The following is a 12664-nucleotide window of genomic DNA, read 5'->3' as shown; positions in this document are numbered from 1 at the left end:
GAGGCCGCCGGCATCGCCGGCAGCCACACGAGCCGGGGCGACGTCACCATCGGCCATGATGTCTGGCTCGGCTCGAAGAGCATGATCCTGTCCGGCGTGACGATCGCCACGGGCGCCGTCGTGGCGGCGCGGGCTGTGGTGACCCGGGACGTGCCGCCCTACGCGATCGTCGGCGGCAATCCGGCACGCATCCTGCGGATGCGCTTCGACGAGGCGCAGGTGGCCGATCTGATGGCCAGCCGCTGGTGGGATCTGCCCCGCGAGGCGGTCACGGGGCTGCTGCCGCTCCTGATGTCGGGCCGGGTCGCGGATCTCGCGGCGGCGGTGGCTCGCCCGCGATCAACCGGCGCTTGAGCCCGAGCGCCGGCTTCTCGACCAGGTGCCAGGACAGCCAGGCGATGGCGAGCGTGACGAGCAGTCCCGGCCAAAACAGCGTCATGGCGCTCGCCGCGGGGAACAGGGCGTGGCTCGCCTGCTGGATCGGCCAGCCATAGAGATAGACGCCATAGGACAGATCGGAGGGCGGCTCGCTGCGCCGGCGGGTCATCGCGGGGGCGAGCGCGAGAACCAGCACGCCCCAGGCGGTGACCAGATAGAGGGCGGGCTTGTACAGCGGCGTCGGCGACAGCAGGGCGAGCGCGACGAGCCCCAGCGCCAGCCCCGGCAGCGACAGGGGCACACGGGCCCGGAACAGGTAGATCAGCCCGCCGGCCAGGAAGATCAGCGGCAGGCGCAGCGCCGTCTCGACGCCCTTGCGGCCGTCGGGGTCGACGATCTCGCGCAGCAGCGTCGCGGCCAGCAGCAGGCCGCCGGCCGCGAGCGCCAGCTTCGGCCGGCCCAGCAGGCCCAAAAGCCCGCCGACGAGCACGCCGAGATAGCAAAGGGTCTCGTATTTCAGCGTCCAGACGGTCCCCATCGGAAAGGGCAGCGGGTTCTCGTCGAAGACACCCGGCAGCGCCGAGGCGCTCTTGAAGGTGGTGAGCGTGCCCGTGATGAAGCGGCGCAGCTGCGGATCGGCGAGATAGGTCCCGAGATCGAGGCGGGTCATCGCCGTGCCGAGGCCGAGCGCGACCACCAGCGTCGCGGCAATCAGGCCCGGCGCAATCCGCAGCGTGCGCGAGACGAGATAGTCGCGCCAGCCGCGGCGATCATAGCTCATCGTCACGAGGAATCCGGAGATCGCGAAGAAGCCGTTGACCGCATGCTCGCCGAGCGTGAAGCCCGTGGTCTGCGCCCAGGGTTCGTCCTCGACGCGGCCGGTCGCGACGCTGAAGGCGTGCGAGACGACGACGGCGAGCGCCAGCACGAGCCGCAGCAGACCGAAATTGTTGTGGGGGCCGGCCAGGCCCTGCGCCACGCCAACGCCGAGGAACCTGCTCATCGCAATCCCTCCAGCCCTTCGCGGGCAAGCGCAGAGCGGCCGCCCAACCAGGCGAGCGCGCCGGCTGCGGAGCCGGCATGGGCCGCCATCTTCCCGCGCTGCAGAACCAGGCCGTAACCCGCTGCCTTGGCAAGGTTTTCGAGGATCCTGGCGGGAGACGGCGGCGGCAACCCGTATTTGCGGGCGACATAGCCCTCCGACCAGGCGAGGTGCCAGCGCGCTTTGAAGCGGCGCGCTGCCGAAGAGGTGCTCGAGCGCCCTCGCCCGTGGCCGGCTTCGGCGGCGTGGACATGGACCAGTGCGTGACCGGCGTCGCGCAGGCGCCGGCAGAGATCGTCATCCTCGTAAAACAGGAAGATCGCCGGGTCGAAGCCGCCGAGCGCCAGAAAGATGTCGCGACGGATCAGCAGGCAGGCGCCCGAAAGGAAGGGCAGGCAGGCATCGCCCTCGGGGATCACCATTGCCCCGTCGCGGTTGAGATGTGGCGGCGAGAGCAGCGAGCGCGGCTGCAGGAAGATGCGACCCGAAGGTTCGACGACGCGTGGGGCGAAGAGGGCCGCGTCGGGATAGCGCTCCGCGGCTTCGAGCAGGGCCGCGATGGCGCCCGGCCGGATCTCGACGTCCGGGTTGATGATCAGGACGAAGGGCGTGGTGCTGGCCGCGGCGCCGCGATTATTGGCGCGGCCATAGCCCTCGTTGCGCGGGCTCGCGATGACGGTGGCGCCCATGTCGCGCGCAATCACGGCGCTGGCATCGGTGCTGGCATTGTCGACCACGATCGCCGGCACGCTCTCGGCGGCCAGCGCCGAGAGGCAGGCCGGCAGCACTTCGGCACTGTCATGTGCGACGACGATGGCGGTGATCTGGCTTCCGGCGGGCATCGGCGCCTTGTGGCCGCGATGGCCGATCCGAGGCAAGCGAATTCAGCGCCGGGCCAGCGCCGCGACGTCGCGCTGCACGGAGGCGCGCTCGGCAGCGTCGCAGGCGCGGGGCGCCTTATAGGATTTCACGGCGAAGGCGGCGTTTGCCATCACGAAGCGCCGCCGCTCGTCCTGCGGCATACGGCTGGCGAGCCGCCCGCGATCGACCCGCAGGCCGCAATCATAGGCGCGCGACACCTGCGCGGCTGCAAATTCCGGCGTGCCGGGCGGAGGCCCCGCCGTGGTGCAGGCGGAGAGACCGAGCGCCAGCGACAGGGCGGCGAGCCGTGGGGGAAGCCTCATGGCGCGATCGCGGCAGGTCAGAGGGCGCTGAAGTCACCGGCGCGGATGCGCGTCATCTTCTCGCGGACCTCCGCCCGCTCCCCGGCATCGCAGGCGCGCGGCTGGACGCCCTGGTTGATCGTCTCCGCCTCCGAGACCGTGACATAAGTCGAGCGTGCGGAGGCGAGCTGCTCGGGCGTGGCGCCGCGGGCCTTCTCGGCCGCGATGAAGCCGTCGAGCGTGCTGCGCTTCGGCGCCCCGGCGCGGCAGGCGACCGAGCGCGAGACCAGGCTCGCCAGTTCCGAGGCGCGGGACGCGCTCGGATTGGTCGGGCCGGAGACGCAGGCCGAGAGCGGCAGCGCCGCGAGGCAGACGAGCGCGAGCGCGCGCGCCGGAGCGGAAGCGGTCATGTCGATCAGCCGTTCTTCTCGGGCGCGTTGATGCGCAGATGCGCCTCGCGAAGCTGCTTCGGCGAAGCTTCCGCCGGCGCTCCCATCAAGAGATCGACCGCCTGCTGGTTCATCGGGAACAGCGCGACCTCGCGCAGGTTCGTGGCGCCGGCCAGCAGCATGATGATGCGGTCGACGCCCGCCGCCATGCCGCCATGGGGCGGAGCACCGTACTGGAAGGCGCGATACATGCCCCCAAAACGCTCGATCACCGTCTCCTCGCCATAGCCGGCGATCTCGAAGGCCTTCACCATCGCTTCGGGCTTGTGGTTGCGGATGCCGCCGGAGGCCAGCTCGAAGCCGTTGCAGGCGATGTCGTACTGGAAGGCCTTGAGCGAGAGCGGATCCTCGCTCTTCAGCGCCTCCAGACCGCCCTGCGGCATCGAGAAGGGGTTGTGCGAGAAATCGACCTTCTTCTCGTCCTCATTGTACTCGAACATCGGAAAATCGACGATCCAGGCGAAGGCGAAGGCGTTCTCGTCGATCAGCCCGAGCTCCTGGCCGACCTTGTTGCGGGCGGCGCCGGCGAATTTATAGAACTTGTCGGGGTTGCCGGCCGCGAAGAAGCAGGCGTCGCCCGGCTGCAGCCCCATCTGGGCGACGATCGCGGCGACGCGCTCGGGTCCGATGTTGTTGGCGATCGGTCCCTGCCCTTCGCCATCCTCCTTGATCATCAGATAGCCGAGGCCCGGCTGGCCCTCCCCTTGCGCCCAGGAGTTCATCCGGTCGCAGAAGGCGCGGCTACCGCCCTTCGGTCCGGGAATCGCCCAGACGCGATTCTTCTCGTCCTCGAGGATGCGGGCGAAGACCTTGAAGCCGGAGCCGCGGAAATGCTCCGAGACGTCCTGCATCACCAGCGGGTTGCGCAGATCCGGCTTGTCGGAGCCGTATTTCGCGATCGCCTCGGCATAGGGAATGCGCGGCCAGTTCGTCGTCACCGACTTGCCGTTGCCGAACTCCTCGAAGATGCCGCCGATCACCGGCTCCATCGTGGCGAAGACGTCCTCCTGCTCGACGAAGCTCATCTCGACGTCGAGCTGGTAGAACTCGCCCGGCAGGCGGTCGGCGCGCGGGTCCTCGTCGCGAAAACAGGGCGCGATCTGGAAGTAGCGGTCGAAGCCCGCCATCATCAGGAGCTGCTTGTACTGCTGCGGCGCCTGCGGCAGCGCGTAGAACTTGCCGGGATGCAGACGGCTCGGCACGAGGAAGTCGCGCGCGCCCTCCGGCGAGGAGGCGGTCAGGATCGGCGTCTGGAATTCCGAGAAGCCGGCCACCTTCATGCGCTGACGCATCGAGTCGATGACTTTCGTGCGCAGCATGATGTTGTTGTGCAGCTTCTCGCGGCGCAGATCGAGGAAGCGGTATTTCAGCCGCGTGTCCTCGGGGTATTCGAGATCGCCGAAGACCGGCAGCGGCAGTTCGCCGGCCGCACCCAGCACCTCGATGTCGGTCGCGAAAACCTCGACGGCACCTGTCGGGAGGTTGGCGTTCTCGGTGCCGGCGAGCCGCGCCTTGACCTTGCCGTCGATGCGCACGACCCATTCCGAGCGCAGCGTCTCGGCGGTGGCGAAGGCCGGCGAATCCGGGTCGATCACGACCTGCGTCATGCCGTAATGGTCGCGCAGGTCGATGAAGAGCAAGCCGCCATGGTCGCGGATGCGGTGGCACCAACCGGAGAGACGGGCCTGCGAACCGATGTCGCTCTCGCGAAGGGCGCCGCAGGTGTGGGAACGGTAGCGATGCATCGAGATGTCCGTCTGCCAGGAATTGAGCGCGTCAGTCTCGCCCCCTCCTGCTCTTGTCAAGACAAAGCGGCAGAAATCCTCAATCTGCCGCAGCCTCGATCATCGTTATCCGCGCCTCGACCGGAAGGCTACTGCACAGTGATCGTGATCCGGTCCTGGTAAATGGTCAGAGTCTCTTGGCCCGGTTTCGTGGCCGTAAAGCGCACCCCGCGCGCCGGCGTCGATCCGCGGCAGAATCGGCTCTCCACCGTTCCAACTCCGCCGTCCGAAAACCGCCCAGTTGTCGAGGGAGGCAGGCCACCAGCGATTCGACCCCAAGCCGCAGGTGCATCGCCGCAACTATCGCCTCGCACGCCTTTTAATAAGATACTCTGGCCAACCTTGAGAGTGACACTGTTGTTGAATGGAATACTTTGCGACATCGCCGGTCCACAAAAGACGACCGACATAACAACCGCCGCTAGCCGTAATTTTACAGTCTTCATCACCCCCTCCAGCTGACTATGTAAAAAAGTAACTCGTAGACCAAGGCGGAATCAAGACTGCTTACGATGAAGCGAACCGACTGCAGACCCACCACGCGGGTCGCTCGTCCGAGCGATGGACTCGACGGCCAACCGGTTCGTCCGCTAAGCCGACAGCATGAACCTGATCACGACCACGGCCGACCTCGCCGACGCCTGCGCGCGCCTCGCCAGCCACCCCTTCGTTACGGTCGATACCGAGTTCCTGCGGGAGACGACCTATTATCCCAAGCTCTGCCTGATCCAGCTCGCCTCGCCCGACGAGGCGGTGCTGGTCGATCCGCTGGCGCCCGAACTCGACCTCGCCCCCTTCTTCGGGCTGATGGTCGACGAGGCCGTGGTCAAGGTCTTCCATGCGGCGCGGCAGGATCTCGAGATCGTCTGGATGCTCGGCCGGGTGCTGCCCACCCCGCTCTTCGACACGCAGGTCGCGGCCATGGTCTGCGGCTATGGCGACTCGGTCGGCTATGAGCAGCTCGCCAACGACCTCGCCAAGGCGCGCATCGACAAGTCCTCGCGCTTCACCGACTGGTCGCGGCGTCCACTGAACGAGGCGCAGCTCGTCTATGCCGAGGCCGACGTCACCCATCTCAGAGACATCTACCGCGCGCTCAAGGCCGACCTCGATCAGACCGGCCGCGAAGGCTGGGTCGCCGAGGAGATGGCGGTTCTCAACTCGCCCGCGACCTATGAGGTGAAGCCCGAGAACGCCTGGCAGCGCCTGAAGGGCCGCATCCGCAAGCCGAAGGAACTGGCCGTGCTGATGGAGCTGGCGGCCTGGCGCGAGCGCGAGGCGCAGCACCGCGACGTGCCCCGCCAGCGCGTGCTCAAGGACGACGCGCTGATGGACATCGTCGCGCGCGCGCCGAGGTCGGTCGAGGCGCTGGCCGAGCTGCGCTCCGTGCCCAACGGCTTCGAGCGTTCGCGCTCGGGCGGCGAGGTTCTGGCGGCGATCGAGCGCGGACTCGCGCTCGATCCCAAGACCCTGCCTCGGCTCGAGCGCGAGCGCGGCCGCGGCGGCAACGGCGCCGTGCTCGACCTGCTCAAGGTGCTGCTCAAGGCGGTGGCCGAGGCCGAGCGGGTGGCGCCCAAGATCATCGCCTCAAGCGACGACCTCGAAGCCATCGCCTCCGACGACGAGGCCGATGTGCCCGCTCTGCAGGGCTGGCGGCGCGGCGTCTTCGGCGAGAAGGCGCTGGCACTGAAGAGCGGCACGCTCGGCTTGCGGATCCAGCGCGGTCGCGTCGTCGTCGGCTAAGGCGCCGGGTTCAGAGGCGGGCGATCTCCCAGTCGCGGCCCAGCAGCTTCGCGAGCTGCTTGAGGCGGCCGATCACGCGATCGCTGGCGAGCGGCGCTAGATCCTCCGGCAGGCGCAGCACCAGGCGTCCGTCGACGCAGGTCGCGGGCATGCGCGGCAGCAGCCCCGCCATTCCGGCCGAGAGCAGATAGGCGACGCGAAAGATCGCCGCCAGCAGGATCGCGCGCTCCAGAATGGGCGGCGGCAGCAGCGCCCTCAGCGCGTTGGCGGCGGGTGAATCCGATTTCAGCCCGGCATAGCGATGGAAGATCGCGAGCGCCAGGAAGGCCCGGCCGACATGGTCGATGCCGGTGAAATAGGCGTGGGCGATGACGTTCATGCTCTGCTCGCCCCTGTAGTCGGGATGGGCGCGCCAGCCGATATCCGAGAGCAGGCAGACCGACTCGATCAGTCGCGGCGAGGGATCGTCGCCGGGCAGACCGGCCGTCTCGAGCATGGCGCTGCTCCAGGCGATGAGTTCGGCGGCGTGGCGCGGGTCGCGGGCGCGCAGATGGTTGTAGTCGCGGGCGGCGCGCAGCAGCGGGTCGGCGGCGCGCTCCTCCTCCGACAGCTGCTCGTGCAGCAGTCCCTCGCGCACGCCCTGCGCCGAGATGATGACGGCGCGCGGCTTGCCGCGCTTGATCAGTTCGTCGAGGACCAGTGCGCCATAGGCGAGCAGCGGACGCCGCGCCGAAGACACAGCGTCGATTGCCGGCAGCCCGGTCAGATCCGCCTTCTCGACCAGCTTGACGAAGTCGGCGACGTCCCGGGCCGGCAGCGTGTAGCCATGCATCACGTTCAGCGGGTAGCGAACCTGGTGCTGGTGGAGCGTGGCCAATGCGCGCCAGGTGCCGCCGACGGCATAGAAGTCGCGACCCTTCATCGCGTCGATCTGCGGCAGCTTGTCGAGTTCGTCCTTGACGATTTTCTCGGCGAGCTTGAGCGAGTTCTTGGAGCGGTCAAGCAGGGCAAGCCCGCCCAGCGGGACGCTTGCGCCCTGCCCGACGGCGCCGCGCGAGACAGGGATGAGTTCGAGGCTGCCGCCACCGAGATCGCCGACAACGCCGTCAGGGTTGTCGAAGCCTGAGATAACGCCCAGGCCCGAGAGCACCGCTTCCCGGTCGCCGGAGATCAGCTCGATCGGCTGGCCGATCGCAGCCTCGGCCCGGGCGATGAAGTCCGGGCCGTTGCTGGCATAGCGCGCGGCGGCGGTGGCGATGACGCGGATCTCGCCGACATTCATCGCCTCGCAGAGGATGCGGAAGCGCACCAGCGCGCCGATCGCCTTCTCGATCGCGTCGGCAGCGAGGCGTCCCGTGGTCGCGACCTGACGGCCGAGACCGGCCATCTCCTTCTCGTTGAAGACCTGGGCCGGGGCCCGCGCCACCATCTCGTAGACGACCAGGCGGACCGAGTTCGAGCCAATGTCGACGATGGCGAGCGTGCCGGCGCCCAGCCCGAGGCGCCCGGGCGCGGTCCTGGCGTCAGCCCTTGCGTCCTCCGCGGCGCGAAAGGGAGCGAGGGCTGGAATTGGAGAGAGATTTGCCACGTCCTGAGAGACTCGGGTTCGTCATGAAATACTTATGCGCGTTGAACGACTCTTCGTTCGGCGCCGGGACAATGCGTCGGGAGCCGCCATCGGGCAAGATCGTCCAGCTCTGCTCGTTGTCGAGGAAGTTCGCCAGCATGATCTGCTCCAGCAGCTGCTGGTGCACCGTCGGGTTCAGAATCGGCGTCAGCGCCTCGACGCGACGGTCGAGATTGCGCGGCATCAGGTCGGCCGAGGAGATGTAGAGCTTCGCCTTGACCGAGGGTAGCCCATGGCCGGCACCGAAGGCATAGACCCGGGTGTGTTCGAGGAAGCGCCCGATGATCGACTTGACGCGAATATTCTCCGACAGTCCGGGTACGCCGGGCCGCAGGCAGCAGATGCCGCGCACGACGAAATCGATCTCCACCCCGGCCTGGCTGGCGTCATAGAGCGCGTCGATGATCTCGGGGTCGACCAGCGAGTTGCATTTGCCCCAGATCGCACCTTTCCGCCCGGCCTTCACATGGGTGATCTCCTCGGCGATGTCGTCGAGCAGGCGCTGCTTGAGACCGACCGGCGAGACCGACATCTTCTCCAGCTCGGCCGGCTCGGCGTAACCGGTGATGAAATTGAAGACGCGCGCCACGTCCTGCGACATCACCGGATCGGCGGTGAAGAAGGAGACGTCCGTATAGATGCGCGCGGTGATCGGGTGGTAGTTGCCCGTCGCGATATGGCAGTAGGTGACGAGCTGCCCGGCCTCCCGCCGTACGACCAGGGAAAGCTTGGCGTGGGTCTTGAGCTCGATGAAGCCGTAGACGACCTGCACGCCGGCCCGCTCCATCTCCTTGGCCCAGCGGATGTTCGCCTCCTCGTCGAAGCGCGCCTTCAGCTCGACCAGCGCCGTGACCGACTTTCCGGCTTCGGCGGCCTCGGTCAGCGCCTTGACGATCGGCGAGTTCGAGGAGGTGCGGTAGAGCGTCTGCTTGATTGCGACGACGTTGGGGTCGTTGGCCGCCTGCTGCAGGAACTGGACGACGACGTCGAAGCTCTCATAGGGGTGGTGGACGAGCAGGTCCTTCTGGCGGATGGCGGCGAAGCAGTCGCCGCCATGCTCGCGGATGCGCTCCGGGAAACGGGCATTGTAGGGCTTGAACTTCAGGTCCGGCCGGTCGACGCCGACGAGCTGCGAGAGTTCGCTCAGCCCGATCATGCCCTCGACTTCGACGACCTCGTCCTCGTCGACCTTGAGTTCGCGGATGATCAGGCGGCGCAGATGCGGCGGCATCCCGGTGCTGATCTCGAGCCGGATGACGACGCCGAGCCGGCGCAGCTTCAGCATGGTCTCGAAGACGCGGACCAGATCCTCCGCCTCCTCCTCGACGTCGAGATCGGTGTCGCGGATGATCCGGAACGAGCCGGTGCCCTTGACGTCGTAGCCGGGGAAGAGCTTGCCGATGAACAGCGAGACCGCGTCCTCCAGCGTGATGAAGCGCCGCAAATCCTCGCGTGCCAGATCGGGCAGTTCGATGAAGCGGTCCATCTTGATGGGAACGCGGATCAGCGCATCGAGCTGGCGGCCGTCGCTGACCCGCTCCAGCGCCAGCGCCAGCGTGAAGCCGAGATTGGGAATGAAGGGGAAGGGGTGGGCGGGATCGATCGCCAGCGGCGTCAGCACCGGGAAGACGTAGTTGAGGAAGTAATCCTCGAGCCAGACCCGCTCCGCCGCGCCGATATCGGCCGGCCCGAGCAGATGGATGCGGTGTTCGTGCAGGTCCCGCTTCAGCTCGACCCAGCGCGCCTGCTGGTCGCCCGTCAGCGCGGCGACGGCCTTCCCGAGTTCGGCGAGTTGCGCGGCCGGCGTCAGCCCGTCCTGGCTGGGCGTGACGACGCCCGCCTTGAGCTGCTCGCGCAGACCGGAAACGCGGACCATGAAGAACTCGTCGAGATTGGCCGCCGAGATCGAGAGGAAGCGCAGTTGCTCCAGCAGGGGGTGATTGCGGTTGGAGGCCTCCTCCATCACGCGACGGTTGAACTGGAGCCAGGACAGCTCACGGTTCATGAAGCGGGCGGGCGAATCGCGCAGCGGCGTCGGCTCCTCGGCGACAATGGAGGGCGCGGCTTCGATGACGCTGTGTTGCGTGTTCATGCGCTTGGCACTCGTTCCGGTCGCTGCTCTGGCCACGGTCGTCTCCCTGCCCGTCTTGAGCCACCGTAGCGTGACGGTTCGATGACAACCATGTCATTTCCGGTTGGGGTTGGAGGGGAGCGGCCGATGCGCCTGCGTCGCCAGGCCCTCTTGCAAGGCACGGCCGGCTCCTGTTTCGTGCCGAGGTGGGGTTCCCTAGCCCTGGGCGGCCTGATCAGCGCCGTCTGGATCCGACCGAGGCCGTTTTGAGCAGCACTTCCCATCGTGACGATGGCGACATCGTCTATCCATCCGCCATTCCCTTCGTTCTCGCGCATCTGGCCTGCTTCGGCGCCCTCTGGAGCGGGGTGACCGCAACCTCGGTCTGGCTCGCGATCGGCCTCTACTGGCTGCGCATGTTCGCGGTGACCGGCGGCTACCACCGCTATTTCTCGCATCGAACCTACAGGACGAGCCGAATCGGCCAGTTCCTGCTGGCGCTGCTGGCGCAGTCGACGGCGCAGAAGAGCGTGTTCTGGTGGGCCTCGAAGCACCGGCATCACCACCGCTACGCCGACACCGAGCACGACGTGCACTCGCCAGTGCAGACCTCCTTCGCCTATTCGCATGTCGGCTGGATCTTCAGCCGCGACCACCACGTCTTCGACGATTCGACAATTCAGGACCTGACGAAGTTCCCCGAACTGCGCTGGCTGCACCGCTTCGAGCTGATGCCGGCCGTGCTGCTGGCGGTGCTGTGTTTCCTCATCGACGGCTGGGCCGGGCTCTTCGTCGGATTCTTCTGGTCGACGGTTGCGGTCTATCACGCGACCTTCTGCATCAACTCGCTCGCCCATGTGCATGGCGACAAGGACTATGTGACCGGCGACGAGAGCCGCAACAACTGGTGGCTGGCGATCATCACTATGGGCGAAGGTTGGCACAACAACCACCACGCCTACCAGTACAGCGTCCGCCAGGGCTTCCGCTGGTGGCAGATCGACCCGACCTACTACATCATCCTGGGGCTCTCGAAGCTGCGCCTGGTCTGGGACCTGAAGCAGCCGCCGCAGGCCGTGATCGAGCGCTCGCAGGCGCTGCCACCCCGGGTGATCGAGCGCTCGGCCGAGCGGCTGGCGGCCTCCGTCCCGGTCGACAGGGTGGTCAGCGCCTTCCGCGAGGCCTATGCGGCGACACCCGCCCTGCCCGAGCTGCATTGGCCGAGCCTGACGCTCGCCGAGTTGCGGGCGGCGCTGGCCGAACTTCAGGAACGCGCCGGCGATCGTTTCGCGGAGATCCAGAATCAGGCCGCCGAGGCCTGGGCGCAATGGGATGCCTCGAGCTGGCAGCTGCCCGTCCTGCCCAGCCGCGAGCAGCTGAACGCCAAGGCGGCCGCGATGTTCGTCAAGACGCCGTCTCTCGACGCCATCGCCAACCGGGCCCATGACCTGCTTGTCGAGGCGATGCATGCGAGGCTCGTCGCCCTCCCCGTCGAGACGGGCCCGCGCCGGCTCGGCTGAGGCGGCCTCAGTCCTCGGCGTAGAGGCGCTCCAGCGCCTCGGTCGCGAGCGGGCGTGTCACGCGGCGCCCGCGCTCGAGCGATAGCCTGTCGAGCAGATCGACGAGCGCGCGCGCCGCTGCGAAAGACCGCTCCATCCGCAGCGCCAGCATCTCGATGATCCCGGTGTCGACGACGAGCTGGCGGTCGATGAAGAGCTTGACCAGGACGGCGCGCAGCAGCGCATCGTCGGGAGGCTCGATCCGGGCCTCCGGCGCCAGTCGCAGCCGCGACAGCAGATCCGGCACGCGCAGCCCCCATTGGTCGGGTGCGCTGCGGGCCGTCAACAGGAGGTGCCCTCCCCTGGCCTTGACGGCATTCATCAGGTGAAACAGCGCCGCCTCGTCCTTCAGGCCGGCGTCGCAATCCTCGACCACCAGCGCCCCGCCGGAGACCAGATGCGGCACCTTCGCATCCACCACCTCCGCGGCCGGCACGGTCCAGGCATGGGCGCGCTTGGCCCAGATGGCGGCGAGATGCGTCTTGCCGGCGCCCTCCGGGCCAATGAGCCGCAGCCAGGCCTCGGGCCAGTGCGGCCAGGCCTCTACCAATCCGTAGGCCGCCTCGTTGGACGGACCGATCAGGAAATCCTCGACGCCGTGGCGGCTGTCGACGGGCAGGTCGAACGCGAGCTGGCGCGGGCGGCCGGGCTGCTCAGGCATCGGCGTCCAGGCGGGCCTGCACGACGGCAGCCTTGGTCGCATCGCCGCCGTGATAGATGTTGCTGGCAAGGTACTGCCTCAGCGCGAAGCGGCAGAGCACGCCGATGATGGCTGCCAGCGGCACCGCCAGCAGCAGGCCCACGAAGCCGAACAGCGAACCGAAGGCGAGCAGCGCGAACATCAGCCA

11 protein-coding genes and 1 pseudogene are annotated in these 12664 nt (G+C 67.8%); 3 read left to right on the top strand and 9 right to left on the bottom strand.

The annotated features are described in order from the left end of the window. The coding region (locus Q8M82_RS17875; RefSeq protein WP_465248085.1) for an LbetaH domain-containing protein at window positions 1-354 on the top strand (354 nt) is incomplete at its 5' end. Here the strand turns inward: Q8M82_RS17875 and Q8M82_RS17870 are convergent. Genes Q8M82_RS17870 through aspS form a run of 5 tightly spaced genes read right to left on the bottom strand, consistent with a single transcriptional unit; the run spans window position 269 to window position 4777 of the window. After that, window positions 269-1381 (bottom strand): acyltransferase family protein, encoded by a 1113-nt coding sequence (locus Q8M82_RS17870; RefSeq protein ID WP_305692665.1) that lies wholly within the window; start codon window positions 1379-1381, stop codon window positions 269-271. The two genes, Q8M82_RS17875 and Q8M82_RS17870, sit on opposite strands and share 86 nt — an antisense overlap. Next, window positions 1378-2262, bottom strand: coding sequence for a glycosyltransferase family 2 protein (locus Q8M82_RS17865; RefSeq protein WP_305692664.1), 885 nt, complete (start codon window positions 2260-2262; stop codon window positions 1378-1380). Before Q8M82_RS17865 ends, Q8M82_RS17870 begins: the two co-directional genes overlap by 4 nt. A gap of 42 nt (window positions 2263-2304) precedes the next feature. Next, on the bottom strand, window positions 2305-2604 hold the full coding sequence (locus Q8M82_RS17860; protein ID WP_305692663.1) for a hypothetical protein: 300 nt from the start codon (window positions 2602-2604) through the stop codon (window positions 2305-2307). A 17-nt stretch (window positions 2605-2621) separates the two neighbouring features. Then, window positions 2622-2993: a hypothetical protein gene (locus Q8M82_RS17855; protein WP_305692662.1), complete on the bottom strand. Its 372-nt coding sequence runs from the start codon at window positions 2991-2993 to the stop codon at window positions 2622-2624. Between the two features lie 5 nt (window positions 2994-2998). After that, window positions 2999-4777 carry an aspartate--tRNA ligase gene (gene aspS / locus Q8M82_RS17850; protein WP_305692661.1) on the bottom strand — a complete coding sequence of 593 codons (1779 nt, stop codon included), beginning with the start codon at window positions 4775-4777 and terminating at the stop codon, window positions 2999-3001. A 642-nt stretch (window positions 4778-5419) separates the two neighbouring features. Here aspS and rnd point away from each other — a divergent pair. Next, a complete protein-coding gene (gene rnd / locus Q8M82_RS17845; protein ID WP_305692660.1) occupies window positions 5420-6559 on the top strand; it encodes a ribonuclease D in 1140 nt (379 codons plus the stop codon). Window positions 6560-6569: 10 nt separating this feature from the next. On the opposite strand, the gene ppx is transcribed toward rnd, so the two are convergent. Beyond that, entirely contained in the window at window positions 6570-8147 is a 1578-nt protein-coding gene (ppx, locus tag Q8M82_RS17840) for an exopolyphosphatase (protein WP_305692659.1), read from the bottom strand. After that, entirely contained in the window at window positions 8083-10278 is a 2196-nt protein-coding gene (locus Q8M82_RS17835) for an RNA degradosome polyphosphate kinase (protein ID WP_305692658.1), read from the bottom strand. Before Q8M82_RS17835 ends, ppx begins: the two co-directional genes overlap by 65 nt. Before the next feature lie 245 nt (window positions 10279-10523). Between Q8M82_RS17835 and Q8M82_RS17830 the strand changes: the two genes are divergently transcribed. Further along, window positions 10524-11777 (top strand): acyl-CoA desaturase, encoded by a 1254-nt coding sequence (locus tag Q8M82_RS17830; RefSeq protein WP_305692657.1) that lies wholly within the window; start codon window positions 10524-10526, stop codon window positions 11775-11777. A gap of 7 nt (window positions 11778-11784) precedes the next feature. On the opposite strand, the gene Q8M82_RS17825 is transcribed toward Q8M82_RS17830, so the two are convergent. Together Q8M82_RS17825 and Q8M82_RS17820 are read right to left on the bottom strand one after the other, a co-directional pair. Further along, window positions 11785-12477, bottom strand: coding sequence for a P-loop NTPase family protein (locus Q8M82_RS17825; protein ID WP_305692656.1), 693 nt, complete (start codon window positions 12475-12477; stop codon window positions 11785-11787). Next, a pseudogene (locus tag Q8M82_RS17820) lies at window positions 12470-12664 on the bottom strand (AI-2E family transporter); the annotation flags it as partial. The pseudogene Q8M82_RS17820 and the gene Q8M82_RS17825, both read right to left, overlap by 8 nt.

It is taken from the genome of Allobosea sp., from assembly GCF_030694325.1.
Lineage (GTDB): Bacteria > Pseudomonadota > Alphaproteobacteria > Rhizobiales > Beijerinckiaceae > Allobosea.
This window is presented reverse-complemented; position numbering and strand designations above follow the sequence as displayed.